This is a genomic window from Haloferula sp. BvORR071 (assembly GCF_000739615.1).
Lineage (GTDB): Bacteria > Verrucomicrobiota > Verrucomicrobiia > Verrucomicrobiales > Akkermansiaceae > Haloferula.
In genome coordinates this window covers 26,028-41,515 of the sequence record NZ_BATP01000018.1, presented here as the reverse complement: position 1 = coordinate 41,515, position 15,488 = coordinate 26,028, and the positions used below count along the sequence as shown (strand labels likewise).

The following is a 15,488-nucleotide window of genomic DNA, read 5'->3' as shown; positions in this document are numbered from 1 at the left end:
GCGGTGCGCCAGGAATAGGCTGGCTGTGGGCAGACGAGGTCGTGGTCATCGGCGACGGCCCATGGCTGCTCGCGGATGGCCAACTGGACCATCGCCAAGCGGTCGGCAGCCGGCGCGCTGCGGATGCCCTCCTTGTGCGGGGAGGTGTGGCAGGGCAGGAAGCGGACTTGATCGAGAGTGAGCAGGGCCCGGGCATCGGCCGCGATCTGGAGGTGGCCCTCGTGGATCGGGTCAAAGGTGCCGCCGAAGAGGGCGATGCTCTGGGGCTGGCCGCCGGGGCTTGTGCTCATGGTCGCGGCTTCACTTCGCGGCTGATTCGTTCAAGAAAGCAGACGCAAGCTTCCGACTCTGTGGCAAAGTCGCGGCAGCCGGTTTTCTGTCCGCGCTCGCTGTAATAGACCTGCCACTGCCCCTCGCCAAAGCCGAGCACGTAGGCCTCGCAGGGCAGGCCGCCGTCCAGGCAATAGGCTTCCTCGGGGATGCGGCGGGTTTGCAGTTCCTGCAAGAGCTCCCTGCGGGTCATGGTGCTCATGAGCGCTTGCGGACGTGGTCGCGATAGGCGGCGGGCGGCATGCCGACCATGCTGCGAAATTGGCGGGTTAGCGCGGTCTGGTCGCCGTAGCCACATTCCAGTGCGACCTCGGCGATGGCCATCGGGGTGTCGCGCAGCAGGCGGGCGGCGTGCTCGATCCGGCTCTTGCGGACAAACTGGGTGGTGCTGAGCTGGAAGACGCGGTGCATCCGGCGCTCAAGCTGGGTGGGGGAGAGCTTGGCGATGGTGGCGAGGTCGGCAGCGCGCAGCGGCGAGTCCAGATGATCGCGGACGTATTCCGCCACCTTGGCCACGCCGGCCAGCTCCGCATCGCCGGCGCTGGGCGCGCGGAGGTCGCGGGACACCGAGGCGAGCCCGATGATCTTGCCACTGCGGTCGTGGAGCGGGACCTTGGTGGCTAGATACCAGCCTTGGGATCCATCGCGGTTCAGAGAGAGTTCGAGCTGATCGATGATCTCGGAGCCGGTACCGAGCACGTGGTCGTCCTGCTCCTTGTAGGTCTCGGCCAGCGCCTTCGGGAAGAATTCCTCGGCCAGGCGGCCGATCAGGCGGCGGGTGTCCTTCAGGCCGATGCGCTCGACGAAGGCCTGATTCATGGCCCGGTAGCGGCGGTCGGTATCCTTCAGGCAGAACATCACGTCCGGGAGCACGGCGAAGAGCCGCTCGCAGAAGCGCGGGGAATCCACCTTGGAAATGAACGCGGTGTCGATGGCCACGCGCGAGGGAACAACGGGGAGGTGGGGGGCATCAACCCTCCAGTGCCGTCCGGGAGCATTCTCCGTTTGCCCTGCGGGCTGGCGCGTTCATCCTGCGGCGGTGAATGGTCATTTGCTCCTGCTCGGCGTCCGCGGTCCGGAACTTGCCCCGGATGAGGCGGCGCTCTTCCGCAAGCTCCAGCCGGCGGGCTTCATCCTCTTCGGCCGGAACATCACCAGTGCGGTCCAGACCCGCAAGCTGACCGACAACCTGCGCGAGCTGGTGCAGGACCCGATCCTGGCGATCGACCAGGAGGGCGGCCGGGTGACGCGGACCAAGGGGATCGCGCCGGTGATCCCGTCCGCGAATGCCTTTGCGGCGAAGGGGGAGGTGAACTTGAGCGCACGGGCCGGGGTGCTGACCGCAGATCTACTGCGACTGCTGGGCTTCAATCTGGATTTCGCACCGGTGCTCGATCTCGACCATCATCCCGGCACTCAGAACGCCCTGCGCGGGCGTTGCTGGGGGCGCGATCCCCAGCGCGTGATCGATCACGCCGGAAGCTGGAATCGCTGGCTGCGCAAGCGCGCGATCCTGTCCTGCGCGAAGCACTTCCCGGCCTGCGGGCGGGCGCTGTCCGACCCGCACTTCGACCTGCCGGTGAGCGATGCAACGATCGCCGATCTGCTGAAGGAGGACATTATCCCTTACACCGCGCTGATGCCGGAGCTTGATGCCGTGATGCTGGCGCACGTGCTCTTCCCGGCGATCGATCCGGATCGCCCCGCCTCGCTGTCGAAGCGGATGGTAACTGGCTTCCTGCGTGACCAGCTCGGCTTCGACAAGCACCTCGTTCTAACAGACGACTTGGACATGGGGGCGATTGCCGACCGCTATAAGGACAACAGTGACGTGGTGGGGGCGATCGAGGCCGGCAATGACCTGGCGATGATCTGCCACAAGACCGAGCGGGCGGAGGATGCAGCGAAGCTTCTCGGCAAGCTGCCGGTGCGGATCACCCAAGATGCGGAGAAACGGATCGAGCGCTTCCGCAAAAAGCTGCACGGCCCGCTGAAGTGGTCGGAGAGCCAGTGGGAAACGCTGGGCAAAGAGATCGAGGAACTGGCGGCGAAGGTGCCGGAGGTTGCGACTGATGAGGGGAGTTCGCCGGTGGCGAAGTATTGATGGGGGAAGATGGCATTGCAGTGGTTCCGGGAGCTTTGTTAGCATCGGAGGTATGAGCCGTTTGCTGTTTGTGGTTCCAGCTTGCTGCATCGCCTTAGGGGTTTGTAGCTGCGACATCGAAGGGCCGGATCTCAGCTCGCATCTGGTGCCGGGCTCATCGGCCAAAGTGACAAGCTCGGGCCAGTCTGATGGCCACCGTATCATTGAGGCGAAGATGAGGGAAATCATCATCCCGCTCATCGCCTTCGAGGATACGAGTCTGGAAGAGGCGATCGATTTCTTGCGACTGAGAAGCCGTGAACTTGATCCGGATCAGAGCATGCCCGGGATGGGGCCGATGGTGATCGGCAAGTCATCGGAGTCGGAGAATCCGCGTGGACGGCAGATCAAGGAGCTGCGGATGAAGGATGTCTCACTGTGGGATGCGCTTCAGCGCGTGGCCAGGGAGACCGGGATGAGGGTGGTGATCACGGATCGTGCGATCGAGTTGCAGCCGAAGTGAGGTCTTAATAGATTTTGGACACGATGTGGAGTGCTGCGGCATGGCACCGCTTTGGCTGCCAGGGCGCCTGGGCTCACGACTTCGTGGCCGCTCACGGCGACGGCATCGAAGCACCCGTTGGAAGGCTCAGTCGCCGCTAATCCGTGGCCGTTTGCTGCTGCGTCACCAACCCGCAGCCAAAGCTGCGTCGTGCCGCAGCACTCCACAGGCCTGCATGGAATCGCGGCCCTTGTTTTCCACCCGCGGTCTCCGCTAGAAGAGCTGCGACTTGATGGAACCGCCCACCGCCACGCTGCGGGAACGCATTGAAGCCTTCGAACTGGATGAACCGGCAACGAAGCTGCCCTTCACGAGTCGTCTCGCGCGGGAACAAGCATGGACCCATGCCTATGCAGCGCGGGTGATCCGCGAATACAAGCGCTTCCTGGTCCTTGCGATGGAAGCCGGACATCCGGTGAGTCCTTCCGAGGATGTGGACCAGGCCTGGCACTTGCACCTCGTTTACACGCGCAGCTACTGGCAGCGCTTGTGCCGCGAGGTCTTGGGCCAGGATCTCCACCATGAGCCGACCACCGGCGGCAGCACGGAGAGCGCAAAGTTCGACGATTGGTATGCGCGCACCTTGGACAGCTATCGGCGGATCTTCGGCGAGGAGCCGCCGGTGGAGATATGGCCTGCCGCCGCGGATCGTTCGCACGATGTCTCCCATGCGCGCTGGATTGATGCCGCGCGCTACTGGCTGATTCCCCGGCCTGGATGGTTGCGCCGTCCCAAGCGTGAAACCTGAACCGTCATTCATCCCATGTCCTCCTCCTGCATGATTGCTTTTTCCCTGAATATCTTCGATTGGCCCGGGCCGCCGTTCCTGGGCCTCTATGTGGTCTTGATGATCGGAGCCTTCCTCTGGTGCTCGCAGCGCAAGCGCAAGGTCATGGCCCGATTTGAGATTCCTAACAACAATGCCGACCTGAGCGATCCGACCGAGATTGCCTATCTTGCGGGCGGGCCGGCGCGCGTGGCGCAGATGGCGGTTGCGAAGCTGGTAGCTACCGGCAAGGCGGAATGGGTGCGCAAGATCAGCGGCCGGATTCTGCTGGCGAAGGACGGTGCAAGTGGCAGTGGGCTGGGCCCCGTGGAAATATCGCTGCTGCGTGCCGCCCAACAGCGCGGCAAGAGTGGCTATCCTGCGGCTGAGATCATCAGCCTGGTTGGAACTGAGCTGCGCCACGTCGAGGCCAAGCTGGCATCCTTGGGCTTGCGGCCCACAGCAGCGGAGAAAGGCGGAGCTGGCTTCTCGATTGCGTGGCCTTTTCTGCTGCTCCTGATCATCGGTGGCATCAAGATCGCCGTCGGACTCGGGAGGGAGCGACCCGTGCTCTTTCTCGTGGGCTTGAGCGTCATCACGCTGATTTGCTTCTTCTCCTTCCTCAAGACCACGGGTCATCTCACTGAGGCTGGCACTCATCTGCTGGCGGTCTTGCGCGAGCGGCACCGCGACCGGCAGCGAATGCGGATTGACAACCCCTCGGCCGATCTAACAGGCGTAGCGCTCGGTCTCGCGCTTTTCGGTCCTGCCGCCCTGGCCGGGGCGGCAGGCTTGGAGCACTTGGCTGCCGAGCTGCCGAAGCAACTGGGTCCGCAAGGTGGGAGCGGCGGCGGAGATGGTGGTGGTGGCTCGGGGTGCTCGTCCGGATGTTCTTCAGGTTGCTCCTCGGGCTGCGGTGGTGGTGGCTGCGGCGGCTGCGGTGGGGGAGGGGATTGAAACTCCTCAAGACGCTTCGCATGCTTCCTTCAGCATCGTCAGCACCGCGCCCCAGGCAAAGTTGCAGAAGCCGAGGAAAGGGCTGTTCTCAGCCCAGCCGGAGTGGCGGAATTCCAGCACGGCGAGCTTGCGGTCGCCTTCAGGAATCCCGCGCCAGCCGCCGGGGTTCGGATGGTCGCTGAGTTCGAAGAGAATCCGCGTGCCGGTCCATGCCGAGGCCGGGCTCTGCTCGGGATGATGGCTGATGACCTCCCATTCGACGCGTTCGCCCGGAACTTTCGCGACCACTTTCATGCGGACCTCGTCGTGACGTTCGCCCGGATCGTGGGCGAGGATCTCCACTCCGTCCCCGGTGATCGTAGAAGTGTGTAGTGCCCACCACCGGCCGATCGCCTCCGCGCTTGCGAGCGTTTCATACACCTTTTGCGCGCTTGCTTCGATCCAGACCTGGTGGTAGATGGTAGCCATATTGCGGATTGATTCGCGCATGGCTCCCGGAAACGCAAGCGAGCCTGCGACAATGTGAATAAGCAGAGCCGTTGCCCGTCTATATCGAACGAGCGACCGGAATCTTGGCAAAAAGGCCTACACCATTGGGACCATATACGAATCGGCAGGGTCGTGGCTTGATACCCCCGTCGTTCGGCACTCCCCGGCGGCAACGAACTTTTCCACGGATCGCCATGAAGTTTGCATTCTCCATCATCGCCAGCACTTTGTTCGCCGGAGCGGCGGCATTCGTCTGGATGAAGATCTCTCCCGCGCCGCATGAGGCAAGCCGGGACGAGAAGATCGCCCGCGGCGCCTACCTCGTGCGCCTCGGTGGTTGTGCCGACTGCCATACCCCGAAGATCATGACCGACCGGGGGCCGGTGGACGATGAAAGCCGCGCCTTCTCCGGGCACCCGGCCGATCTCGAATTGCCGGCTGCCAACCTGGGCAAGGGCCCTTGGGGGGCTGCCACTGCCGGGATGACAGCTTGGGCCGGACCATGGGGCGTGAGCTATGCGGCGAACCTGACGCCGGATGTTTCCACGGGACTCTTCTCCGAGGATGTTTTCATTTCCGCGATGCGCAGCGGCAAGAAGCTCGGGATCGGCCGGGACATCCTGCCGCCGATGCCGTGGCAGCCATTGTCCGATGCCTCGGAAGAGGATCTGAAGGCGATTTATGCCTACTTGGCCTCGCTGAAGCCGGTGCACAACAGCGTGCCGGAGGCGAAGGCTCCGCCGGCGATCGCTCCGAGCCAAGCCCCTGCGGTGACACCTCAAGGCTCCGCGAACGGTGAGGGGGCAATCTCCTCGATCAGCCGCGGGCTCTAAGACGGGAAATGGGCGGGCAGGATCGCTCTCTCCTCAGCGATCTTGCGCGCCCCTTGCCGCGCCCGAGAAGCGTGCCTCGTATTCCGGATCCAGGGTGCCGAAGAGCTTGTCCCAGACCAGAGTGTAGAAGCCGAAGTTGTAGCGCGGGTGCTCATGATGCTCCGCGTGGAAAGTCGAAGTGCCGATGAGCCCCAGCACGGGGATTGAGCGCAGGCGCTCCGGGAAGGGCTCGACGCCGGAGTGTCCGAGTGTACCGAAAAGCACATTCAGCGCGAGGTAGGCCATGAGCCCGGGCACCGACATGGGATAGGCGGCGAGGAAGACGATCATCAGCGAGCCGAAGCCGATGACCTCGAGCGGATGGAGCACGAAAAGGCTGATCGGGTTGGTCGATTCGTGGCGATGGTGGAAGCGATGGAAAAGGCGGTAGAGCCGCGGGTGATGCACCACGCGGTGGAAGAAATACATGCCGAGGTCCATGAAGAGGGTCATCACCCCGCAATCGAGGATCGCGCGCCCGATGCCACTCGCGTGGAGAGTGATGTGGCCCATGGTCCATAGCTTCCAGCCTGCGACGGATACTGCCGCGTTCAGCACGATCGCAGAGAAGGCGGCGGCGAGCTCAATCCCGCGCAGAGGTTCCCAACGATCAAAGATCCGCCGGTGCCGGAATGCGATCCCGAGAAACCAGCAAAAGGCTACCGAGGCGGCGAAGATTCCGAGATTCGCCAGGAGGAAGAAGATGGATGCCTCAAGCAGTGAGGCGGATTTGAGGAGCTCAAGCATCATTCAAGCGGCGCACTACCGGTCCTCTAGCAGGTAGAACACGTCGGTGCGGATCCTGGAGGAGTCCGTGTTCCAGCTTGCGTCCCAGTGATCGTAGATCTCCCAGCAAACGCCAGCGTGAGGGCGGTCATTCTGCGCGCACCACTCGCGGATGGCGGCGTGTGCCTTGCCGAGTCCGCCGTAGGGGCCGAAGTGAGTCGTGGTTGCGATCCGGCCTGCGGGCAGTTGCGAGGAATGCACGCGGCCATTGCCCGTGAAGGGCTCGCCGACTTCAGCCCCGACTTCAACCCATCCTTGTGGATCGAGATACAGGGCCATGTGCCTTCCGGGTTTGGGCAGACCGGCGGCTTTGATGAAGGTCCAGACTTCCCCGCAAGCGGCGGGGACGAAGCGTGCCAGTTCGCTGGCAGGCACGCGCTCGCGGATCACGGCGGTGGGGATTGCATCAGCTTCGAGCAATTGAATGGTGTAGCTCATTTGGGTTTGCTTTGGGCTTGGAGGGACTTGGGTGCCTTGTCCCGCCAAGCTTGGCTCAAAAGTCCCTTCACGATTTCCGGCTTGGCGTTACACAGGATGATGCGCAGGCCCACGACTTTCTTGCCCCAGTGCAATTCCTCGATGAATTCCGGATGGGCGTCCAAGGCTGCGGCACGGTGCTGCTCCGCGACGAAGATGTGGAGGTGCTCTTCATCCGGCGGCAGGGTGGCGAAGATCTTTCCCCGCACGCGGAAGGAGCTGTAGTCGAAGTGCGGGTCCTCACTCGCCTCCGGGAGAGACAAGGCGTGCTTGCGGAGGGGAGTGATTTTCATGGGAGATGAATGCTGTTAGATTGCCGCTTACACAGGGACCGCTTCCACCACGCTGACTGCGGAGGCAGTGGGCACCACGCGGTTGAGGCGGAAGCCGGCCTTGGCGAGCAGGGCGGCGTATTCCTCCGCAGTCCGTTCCTGGCCGCCGGGCAGCACCAACATCACGATGTCGAGGATCTTGCCGGGGTGCGGGCTGTCATCGGAGGGAAGCACCATCTCGATCAGCAGTAGCTTGCCATCCGGCTTCATGACCTTGCGGCAGTTGCCCAGGATCGTGAGGCACTGTTCCTCGCTCCAGTCGTGGATGACGTGGGAGAGCATGTAGGCATCGCCACCCGTGGGCACGGATTCGAAGAAGCTGCCTCCTTCGATTGTCACGCGATCCCCGATCCCGCGGTCCTTCAGCAGGGGCGGCGCTTCCTTCACCACGTGCGGCATGTCGAAGAGGATGCCGCGGGCATGGGGCGCGGAGTTTAGGGCCGCAGCCAGCAGGTTGCCGGTGGCACCACCGACATCCACGATGGTGCCGAAGCCGGAGAAGTCGTAAGCTGCAGCCACCGCCGCAGGTTCCGCACCGTGGAAGCCGACCATGGTCTCGCTGAAGAGCGATGCTTCTTCGGGATGTTGCGAAAGGTATTCGAAGGCTGGCATGCCCATGGCCTTCTCGAAGCCAGTGCCACCGGTTTCGAGGGAGTGCATGATATTCTCGAATCCGGCCACGAAGGTGGGGCCTCCGAAGGTCAGCAGGGTTGCGCGCGCCGCGCCTGGTGCTCCGGTTTTCAAAGCTTCACCCAGGGGCGTCAGCGCGAAGCGATTCTCCTCGCGATGCGTTAGGATGCCCAGGCTCGCCAGGGTCCGCATCAAGCGGTGGAGGGAAGGGGCATGGGTGCCGGTGGGGCCGGCTAACTCGACTGCGCTTTTCGGTCCCGGGGCGAGGTGATCGGCCAAGCCGAGCTTGGCAGCTGCATAGACGATCTTGGAGATCCAATGGGCGGAGCCCATCTGGATGAGTTGAGCGTGGGGTGGGGGGAGTTCGCCGGAGCTTTGGGGATCCATGAGGAGTTTCTGAGTTAATCGCTGCGTTTATCAGGAACGGATCGCGGGGATAGGATTTTCGAGTCAGTCCCACCAAAAGTACCATCGGCTCGATGTTTGCAGAGCCTTGGCCAAGGTGGCTACGGATCCCACACCTTGATCCACGATGTCCGGACAATACAGATACTGCTGCCAGGCCAGTTCCATCGCTTCGGCCTCGGATTGCGGTGGTCGGCTCACCTCATACTCGATCACGTCACCGGTCATGGTCAGGATCCTTGCGCCGAAGCGTGGGGCCCAGGAACGCGCGGCGGCGGCATGGATGAAAGGCGAGGGGCAAGCGTTCCAATCGCCGAAACGCAAGTGGAGCGGGATGAGTGTGGGATCATCGGTGGGAACGTAGGCGATGAAGACCTCCGGGCGTGCCTTGCCCTGATAGTCTCTGCCTACGCTCAGCGCCGTCATAGGAGTCACGCCCTTCGGGTAAACCTTGAGCTGCTCGGATGGATCCTCATCCTCGTGCTCGGTCCTCTGTTCTTCAACCCAACGCGGGAAATCGAGCTTGCTGAGCGCTGCCAGCTGCTCATCCATGCTGTAAGGCTCTTCCAACATATCGATGTGGCGGATCGCATGCTCATAGTCGCCGATGATGACCGGAAGCCCCCGGGAAGGGGCCGGGGACTTCCGCATTGCCAGTATCTCCGCCTCAACCGTATCGCCATGATGGGCGGTCAAAGGAAAGGGAAACCCGGCGGCCAGTTCTTCCAAGCAGCAGCCAACTAGCTGAGTCGGTGGCAGCTCCCGCTTCCCGAACAATTTTTCGAAGAGGCCCATGGTGCGAGCATGTTAGATCATCATGTCAGCGCGATTGCAACCTCGCCCGTCACCCTTGGTCAGGGTTCGAGGATCGCCCAGCGCTCATGATCTCGCCAGCGGCCGCCGACTTTCAGATACTTGGGGGAGAAGCCCTCCTTTTTGAAGCCGCAGGACGAAACCAGCGCGATCGAGGCGCTGTTGCCCGGTTGGATGTTAGCTTCCAGGCGGTGCAGCTTGAGTGTCTTGAAGGCATACTTCAGCACGGCCTGCATTCCCTCGCGCATCAACCCCTGTCGCTCGTGGCCGGCGAAGGCGTAGTATCCGATGTAGCAGCCTTGGAGCATACTGCGGACGACGTTGCCAAGATTGATGACGCCCACCAGGTCACCCGTGTCACGGCGGCAGACGAGGAAGGGATAGTTGGTCGGCGGCGTCATCCTCTCCAAATAGCCGCGGAATTTCTCCGGCGTCTCCGGAGCGTAGATCCACGGCCGGTGCAGGCCACGGCTGGCCTTGGCCGCGGCGAGGAAGGCTGCCTCGTCGGAGGCAGTAGGTGGACGGATGATGACGCGGGCTTTCATGGCGGTCCTCTAACGCCGGGATCATTGGCACCCGCGTGGCCAAATCAAGCACGCTGGCTTGTTCAGCTGCTCCGACGGCGAAGCCGTTCCTGATACTCGCGGAGTTTGACCGCAAAGCCCTCCAAGAATTCTTCATTCGAGCGCCCTTCGTCCAAGCGGCGGGCCAGCTCCAGTTGTGCCTCGATGTCCACGCATTCCTCGAGCGTGGCTGCGTTGCTGCCGTAGAGAAGTCCGGCTGGCCACTCGTGCCCACTGTATTTCAGCCAATCGAGCACCACCGACAATAGTTTGCTTCGAGCCTCCCCGTCGTCCGGACAGAGTTCCACCAACTCCATCAGTAGCCCCATCTCGGTCTTCCAGCCGCTTTGCTCGTGGAGCGAGCGGTCGCGGTAGAGGCTTTGCGCGGTTCGGGCCAGCCATTTGATGCTCCATGGGTCCCGCTTCGTGTATCCGTCTAGCAGCACCGGGAAGATGAGATCCCGATAAAGCTCGTGCCGGATTCGATGCCCGTTGTTCTCGTTTTCCAGGAACCAGCGGGCCCACTCCGCCTTTTCCTCCATCGAGCGGAATGAGGCGATGAATGCCACAACAAGCGAAGCCGCGCCAGCCCGGTCACCCATGGCCAGCGCGCGCTTGTAGTCCTCGTAGTGCGATGGATACATCCCTTCGGCTTGCGCACGCTTATGGCCTCTCCTCTACGCCTATGTTAGCAAGCGATTCGATAAACTCCCAAGAGGGCCACTGGGCAAACCAAGCGGCTGCATCTTCGTCGATCTCTTCCGGCTCTTGTTCGTTTATCCAAGCCTGGAACTCCGGTGACTTCTCTTTTTCTAGTCTGGAGGCATATTTGGTAGCCGCTATTCCGTGAAGAAACGCCATCACCGCGGAATCGAGGGCCTCCTGAAGCAAGCGGATTCGTTCCGGGGTGCTTGCTTCCCCGGAGCTCATCGACCAAGCTTCGTTGAGAAATTCGCCATCGGTGTACTGGTCCCGTTTCCGGAACATGTTCGAGAGCTGGCGGGCCATAGATTCCAAAGAGGGTGGCTTGGGTGGCCCCGGGCAGTCCGGACACAAGGGCTCGGAGTTGAGACAATCCTGGCAATAGAGCCTGCCGCAGATCGGGCAGGATCCATGGGAGGAGGCCCACTTGTCGGGATCAGCGAGCGCGACCGGATTGCCACCGGGGATCACCGAGAGGGAGATCATCCGCTGGCATTTGTTACAGAGGGCGACTGTCATAGGGAGCTTGGCGACCGATAGGGAAGATCCTCCAGTGCCAAGGATCAAAGCACACGATACTTCAAATACAGGACCAGTCGGCCTTCCTCCCGGATCAAGTGGACCTCCGTGTTGTGTCGATCGCTTCCCGACTTCTTCGATATCAGCGCACCAGCGAAGCTCTTCGGCCACCAGGTGCAGCGGTTGTTGGCCATGCCGTCGGGAAAATCCTTCTCGGGCATCAGCTTCGCGATTTCCGCCTCCACTGCTTTCTGATCGGCAGCGGGAATCTCATACTTCGCGAAGTAGATCGGATCGATCGGCGGGACGTAGTGGAAGCGCAGTCCCCTTGCTCCTGCGGGCACATCGAAGCCAGTGGCATCCTCGATCAATTTGCTCGAGTCAGCGTCGAAGGACTTCTCATCGAGGTCATACTCCGTCGCGTTCCTTCCGCATCCCACGAGAAGCAGGACGAAGAGCAGGCCGAGAAGTCCGGCGGCTCTGGAAATGCACGATTGGTTCACGGCTCGTAACAAGCCCGGGATGTCTTGCCCTGCAAGGCAAACACTGTGAAATTATGGCTTCCAGCCGGGCAGAGCAGCCGCCTGCTTGATCCAGTCCTTCATCTGCGCCTCGTCGAATCCTCCTTCAGGAATATCGATCCAGCGGGTCTCGCCGCTCTTCGGTGTGCCGCCGGGCGGCATGGGCTTCAGCGATTTGCCCGCGAAGAAGGTGACCTTCACATACTTCGTCAGGCAGTGTGCGCCGAGAAACCAGCCCTGGCCCTCCACGCCGTAGAAGGGTGAGTTCCACCGCACCGCCTTGCTCACCTTGGGAACGAGGCGCTCGATGAGCTTGTCGAGCTTTCGCCCGATCTCGCCCTTCCACTCGGGCATTGCCGCGATGTAGGCCTGCACCGGCTCATCGCCATCGCCCTTCGCGATCTGCGGATTGCCGCCCGAGAGCAGCACTACGCCGGTTTTCGGTTCCCGTGGCAACTTGTCCCGGTAGCCTTCCGCATCCTTCTCCGGTGCGGGTTTCGACTTGGTTGCCTTCTTCGCTGCCTTTGCCTTCGGCTCCGGCGCGGAGCCATCCTTGCCTGAATTCGACTTCGGGGATTTCATTCTGGGTAGGAGGGTCGAGTTGGATACGAGCTGCTAGCCAGCTTTCTTCGCAAAGAGCCGCAGGACCAGATGGCCCTTCCACAACCAGAGCCCGGAGAGCAGCAGCACGGGCATGAAGATGTAACGGAACATCGGCGCATACTGCTGCACCTCCTGTTGTGGACCGTAGATGTAACCGATGATCGGGAAGCCAAAGAGAATGTGGATCCAGCGGAAAATCACGCGTTGAGTGCCTGGTTTCATAGGATGGAGTGCTCGATACCTGGTCTCATGCTTGCTTGGCATCCGCGTCGGCGACCAGGCTGGCGAGCTGCCCCAGCATCTTCGCCCAGCCGTAGCCTGCGCCCTTGAAGGCTTGCTCGCCGAAGGGGTGGGCGAGGTCAAAGCCCGAGTGCTCGAAGACCAGACGCGTGCCCTCGCCCGCGGGCTCCAGGTCGAAAGATACCCGCGTATCGACGACTGCTCCGCCCGCCGACCACGAGAAGACCAGCCGGCTCGGCGGCGCGCATTCCAGCACCTCGCAGTGCACGGTCAGGCCATCGAAATTCGCCTTGGGATTCGGCGGCACGAGGAAAGTGAAGCGATGTCCGATTCGCGGCCGGAAGTCGTTAGGAAACATCCACTCGGCGAGCGATGTGCTGTTGGCAATGGCTTGCCAGACCTGCTCTGGCGCTTGTGGCATCGCCATTTCTCTTCGGATCGTATTGTTCATGTGTCGGTCTTTTCTGCGAGGTGCTTTTGGAGTCGTTGCAAGCGATCGTCCCAGAATCGCTCATAGTGCGCGATCCACTCCCGCACCGGGCTGAGCCGTTCGGGCACCAGCCGGTAGCGGCGCTCCCTGCCGTGCCGCTGCTCGGTCACGAGGCCGGCGTCCAGCAAGACCCTGAGGTGCTGCGAGACAGCCGGGCGGCTCATCTGGAAGGACTCTGTGATCGAGTTGACGGAGCGATCGGTGTCGGCCAGCAGATCGATCATCTGGCGTCGTGCCGGATGACTGATCGCGTCAAAGACGTCGGGTTCGCGCTTGGGTGAAATCACCATGCGCGGAATATGCGTAAGCAAATGCTTACCTGTCAAGCGCGCTTCTCAGCGCCAAGCTCGGAGCCTCTGAGATCAATCGTCCAAGCCCTTGCCTTCGAGGATCTGCGGGATGCACTTCTCGACCCGCGCTTCCCGCGTCTTCGATTGTTTTGCGGAGGAGAAGTGCAGCAGGTAGGCCCGCTGCCGGCCCGGCGTGAGTGCCTCGAAGGCGGCCCGCAGGCGAGGGGCGGCGTCCAGCTTGCGTTCGAACTCTTCCGGCATGCTGAACTCGGTCGTTTTCTTGTAGGTGACCTCCAGGCCGGCCTTCTCCACTTCGATCGCTTGCTGGACGTAGGCCTTCAGTATGGCCTTCATCCCGGCGATCTGCTTGGCGCTGGTGAAGCGCACCTGGCGCGCCGCCTGCACGTTCGCCGTTTGTTGGACCAAGATAGCCTCGGGATCCTTCATCAAGGCTCCTTTGAAGAAAAGGTAGGCGCAGTAGTCCTTGAAGCCGTGAATCAGCACGATGTTGTTGCCCTCGTGCGTGTAGCACGGCTGGCCCCACTTCAATTCCTCCGTCAACCCGCTGCCGAGGGCGATCTCGCGCAGCTTTGCGAATTCATCCTGCCATTTGTCGGCCTCGCTCAGGACGGCATCGACCTTGGGATTCGTTGGGCTCTTCGGCATATGCTGTTAGGTCGCTTGGTTTGAGGGGCTCATCCGTGATACTGTGCCTCACAACGTGCGAAGTAGTGGACGCTGTGCTCCGGTCCCTCCTCAAGGAAGCGCAAGACCTTGTTCAGGGGCATGATCATCCCATCCGGCTTGCGCACGAGAAATGCATTGGTGCCGAGAGTGCGCTCGGGAAGGAGGCGCTGCAAGTCCGGGTGGGACGGCATGTAGTCATCGTAGTCGCACCAGTCGTAACTATCGGGCCAAGCCATCCGGATGCATTCGCCGATGTATCCGCCGCAGCGGAGCGCCAGGATTTTGTAGTCCAAGCTGCTGAGATGCTCCCGATTGACGAGAACCATGGAGAGGTAGTCGTCAACTGCATCGAGCGAATCGATCGACCCATCAAGCGCTTCCCGGTCAAGGTAGTCCGCGAAGGGGATCTCGTTGTCGTCCGACAGACGCCCGAGAAACAAGAGAGCGAAACTCCTGAATATCGAATTCGTTTCCTCAGCGGTCATTTGTGGGCGGATAATTCCGTGGGGTGCATATCTGAGATGGTGGCCCAAGCGATGAAAGCCAAATTCAACCGGGCTCCAGCTACTGCCGCAGGATCTTCTCCATGGCCCTTCCCTTCGCCAGCTCGTCGATGAGCTTGTCCAGATAGCGGACCCTCTGGATGAAAGGATCTTCGATGTCTTCCACTCGATCGCCGCAGATGACGCCCTTGATCAGCCCGCTATTGGGATGGAAGCGGGGTGATCCGGCAAAGAAGGTCTCCAGATCGCTTTCTTGTTCGATCTGCCGCTCCAATCCCGCTTGGTCGTAACCCGTCAACCAGCAGATGATGTGATCGACCTCTGCTTTTGTGCGATTCTTGCTTTCCGCTTTTCTGACATACATCGGATAGACCTTCGCGAAGATGATGGCGGCGACTTTGTGCCTGGGGGTTTTCATTCTTTCAGCAGAGCGGGTTAGGCTTGGCTGTCTTTGGGCTACGGTGCAGCTCACTGCTGTTCCACCGGGCTCAAGGTGTGGGCATCCCGGGCCATCAGCCAGCGGCCGTCGGCCTGCCTGCGGTAGATGGTGATCCGATATCCGGCGTGCTGCGCCTCCTCCCCGCCGCTGTGTGGAGTCACGGACACGCTGTCCCGGCTTCGGGTGTAAGCCACTTCGCCGACAACGACGACTTCCTCCAACTCGCTGCTGCAGCGGATTCGAAGCTCTTTGTAGGCGGCCGAGAACTTGGCGGCAAAGCCGTCCCGGTCGAGCGGTGGCCCGCCCGGATTGAGCAAAACCAGATCGTCCGTGATCCAAGTGAGCAAGCTGGCAAGGTCGCCGGCGTTCACTGCATCGATCCAGCTCGAGTGCAGCTCGCGGATTTTTCGTTCCTCAGGATTCATTGGC

26 protein-coding genes are annotated in these 15,488 nt (G+C 61.8%); 5 read left to right on the top strand and 21 right to left on the bottom strand.

The window, feature by feature from the left end:
• The 3 genes from BV071_RS08275 to BV071_RS08265 form a co-directional block, all read right to left on the bottom strand.
• Positions 1-290: adenylyltransferase/cytidyltransferase family protein (locus tag BV071_RS08275; RefSeq protein ID WP_035604857.1), on the bottom strand; the 290-nt coding region annotated here is incomplete at its 3' end.
• Entirely contained in the window at positions 287-532 is a 246-nt protein-coding gene (locus BV071_RS08270; RefSeq protein ID WP_052573050.1) for a hypothetical protein, read from the bottom strand. The genes BV071_RS08275 and BV071_RS08270, both read right to left, overlap by 4 nt.
• Positions 529-1,269: an AraC family transcriptional regulator gene (locus tag BV071_RS08265; protein ID WP_052573049.1), complete on the bottom strand. Its 741-nt coding sequence runs from the start codon at positions 1,267-1,269 to the stop codon at positions 529-531. Before BV071_RS08265 ends, BV071_RS08270 begins: the two co-directional genes overlap by 4 nt.
• Before the next feature lie 100 nt (positions 1,270-1,369).
• On the opposite strand from BV071_RS08265, the gene BV071_RS08260 reads away from it, so the two are divergent.
• The 4 genes from BV071_RS08260 (at position 1,370) to BV071_RS08245 (ending at position 4,698) form a co-directional block, all read left to right on the top strand.
• Entirely contained in the window at positions 1,370-2,434 is a 1,065-nt protein-coding gene (locus BV071_RS08260) for a glycoside hydrolase family 3 N-terminal domain-containing protein (protein ID WP_265594214.1), read from the top strand.
• Positions 2,435-2,648: 214 nt separating this feature from the next.
• Entirely contained in the window at positions 2,649-2,936 is a 288-nt protein-coding gene (locus BV071_RS35250) for a hypothetical protein (RefSeq protein ID WP_265594213.1), read from the top strand.
• A 271-nt stretch (positions 2,937-3,207) separates the two neighbouring features.
• Complete coding sequence (locus BV071_RS08250) at positions 3,208-3,723, top strand: hypothetical protein (RefSeq protein WP_052573047.1); 516 nt, start codon at positions 3,208-3,210, stop codon at positions 3,721-3,723.
• 30 nt (positions 3,724-3,753) lie between these two features.
• Positions 3,754-4,698 (top strand): TIGR04222 domain-containing membrane protein, encoded by a 945-nt coding sequence (locus BV071_RS08245; RefSeq protein ID WP_265594212.1) that lies wholly within the window; start codon positions 3,754-3,756, stop codon positions 4,696-4,698.
• 6 nt (positions 4,699-4,704) lie between these two features.
• Here BV071_RS08245 and BV071_RS08240 read toward each other — a convergent pair whose 3' ends face one another.
• Entirely contained in the window at positions 4,705-5,187 is a 483-nt protein-coding gene (locus BV071_RS08240; RefSeq protein ID WP_035604850.1) for a hypothetical protein, read from the bottom strand.
• A 194-nt stretch (positions 5,188-5,381) separates the two neighbouring features.
• Between BV071_RS08240 and BV071_RS08235 the strand changes: the two genes are divergently transcribed.
• Positions 5,382-6,020 carry a hypothetical protein gene (locus BV071_RS08235; RefSeq protein WP_052573046.1) on the top strand — a complete coding sequence of 213 codons (639 nt, stop codon included), beginning with the start codon at positions 5,382-5,384 and terminating at the stop codon, positions 6,018-6,020.
• 33 nt (positions 6,021-6,053) lie between these two features.
• Here BV071_RS08235 and BV071_RS08230 read toward each other — a convergent pair whose 3' ends face one another.
• The 17 genes from BV071_RS08230 to BV071_RS08150 form a co-directional block, all read right to left on the bottom strand.
• The gene (locus tag BV071_RS08230) at positions 6,054-6,809 is read right to left on the bottom strand and encodes a sterol desaturase family protein (RefSeq protein WP_035604848.1); all 756 of its coding nucleotides are present in this window, start codon (positions 6,807-6,809) and stop codon (positions 6,054-6,056) included.
• Between the two features lie 12 nt (positions 6,810-6,821).
• Positions 6,822-7,283: a GyrI-like domain-containing protein gene (locus tag BV071_RS08225; RefSeq protein WP_035604844.1), complete on the bottom strand. Its 462-nt coding sequence runs from the start codon at positions 7,281-7,283 to the stop codon at positions 6,822-6,824.
• Positions 7,280-7,615, bottom strand: a complete 336-nt coding sequence (locus BV071_RS08220; protein WP_052573045.1) for an MmcQ/YjbR family DNA-binding protein — start codon at positions 7,613-7,615, stop codon at positions 7,280-7,282. Before BV071_RS08220 ends, BV071_RS08225 begins: the two co-directional genes overlap by 4 nt.
• 27 nt (positions 7,616-7,642) lie before the next feature.
• Entirely contained in the window at positions 7,643-8,671 is a 1,029-nt protein-coding gene (locus BV071_RS08215; RefSeq protein ID WP_035604842.1) for a methyltransferase, read from the bottom strand.
• A 63-nt stretch (positions 8,672-8,734) separates the two neighbouring features.
• Positions 8,735-9,484 (bottom strand): DUF4253 domain-containing protein, encoded by a 750-nt coding sequence (locus tag BV071_RS32670; RefSeq protein ID WP_052573044.1) that lies wholly within the window; start codon positions 9,482-9,484, stop codon positions 8,735-8,737.
• Positions 9,485-9,543: 59 nt separating this feature from the next.
• Positions 9,544-10,047, bottom strand: a complete 504-nt coding sequence (locus BV071_RS08205; RefSeq protein ID WP_035604840.1) for a GNAT family protein — start codon at positions 10,045-10,047, stop codon at positions 9,544-9,546.
• A 62-nt stretch (positions 10,048-10,109) separates the two neighbouring features.
• Entirely contained in the window at positions 10,110-10,709 is a 600-nt protein-coding gene (locus BV071_RS08200; protein ID WP_035604837.1) for a hypothetical protein, read from the bottom strand.
• Between the two features lie 19 nt (positions 10,710-10,728).
• Complete coding sequence (locus BV071_RS08195; protein ID WP_035604834.1) at positions 10,729-11,073, bottom strand: hypothetical protein; 345 nt, start codon at positions 11,071-11,073, stop codon at positions 10,729-10,731.
• 257 nt (positions 11,074-11,330) lie between these two features.
• Positions 11,331-11,789, bottom strand: coding sequence for a hypothetical protein (locus BV071_RS08190; protein WP_035604831.1), 459 nt, complete (start codon positions 11,787-11,789; stop codon positions 11,331-11,333).
• Between the two features lie 51 nt (positions 11,790-11,840).
• Positions 11,841-12,389: a DUF1801 domain-containing protein gene (locus tag BV071_RS08185; protein ID WP_052573043.1), complete on the bottom strand. Its 549-nt coding sequence runs from the start codon at positions 12,387-12,389 to the stop codon at positions 11,841-11,843.
• 33 nt (positions 12,390-12,422) lie between these two features.
• A complete protein-coding gene (locus BV071_RS08180) occupies positions 12,423-12,632 on the bottom strand; it encodes a hypothetical protein (protein WP_035604829.1) in 210 nt (69 codons plus the stop codon).
• A 25-nt stretch (positions 12,633-12,657) separates the two neighbouring features.
• Entirely contained in the window at positions 12,658-13,101 is a 444-nt protein-coding gene (locus BV071_RS08175; protein ID WP_035604826.1) for an SRPBCC domain-containing protein, read from the bottom strand.
• Positions 13,098-13,430: a metalloregulator ArsR/SmtB family transcription factor gene (locus BV071_RS08170; protein ID WP_035604823.1), complete on the bottom strand. Its 333-nt coding sequence runs from the start codon at positions 13,428-13,430 to the stop codon at positions 13,098-13,100. Before BV071_RS08170 ends, BV071_RS08175 begins: the two co-directional genes overlap by 4 nt.
• Before the next feature lie 72 nt (positions 13,431-13,502).
• The gene (locus BV071_RS08165) at positions 13,503-14,096 is read right to left on the bottom strand and encodes a YdeI/OmpD-associated family protein (protein WP_035604820.1); all 594 of its coding nucleotides are present in this window, start codon (positions 14,094-14,096) and stop codon (positions 13,503-13,505) included.
• Positions 14,097-14,125: 29 nt separating this feature from the next.
• The gene (locus BV071_RS08160) at positions 14,126-14,602 is read right to left on the bottom strand and encodes a hypothetical protein (RefSeq protein WP_265594211.1); all 477 of its coding nucleotides are present in this window, start codon (positions 14,600-14,602) and stop codon (positions 14,126-14,128) included.
• Positions 14,603-14,681: 79 nt separating this feature from the next.
• The gene (locus BV071_RS08155; RefSeq protein WP_035604814.1) at positions 14,682-15,038 is read right to left on the bottom strand and encodes a DUF2200 domain-containing protein; all 357 of its coding nucleotides are present in this window, start codon (positions 15,036-15,038) and stop codon (positions 14,682-14,684) included.
• A 50-nt stretch (positions 15,039-15,088) separates the two neighbouring features.
• Entirely contained in the window at positions 15,089-15,484 is a 396-nt protein-coding gene (locus BV071_RS08150) for an SgcJ/EcaC family oxidoreductase (RefSeq protein WP_035604811.1), read from the bottom strand.
• Positions 15,485-15,488 lie beyond the last annotated feature (4 nt).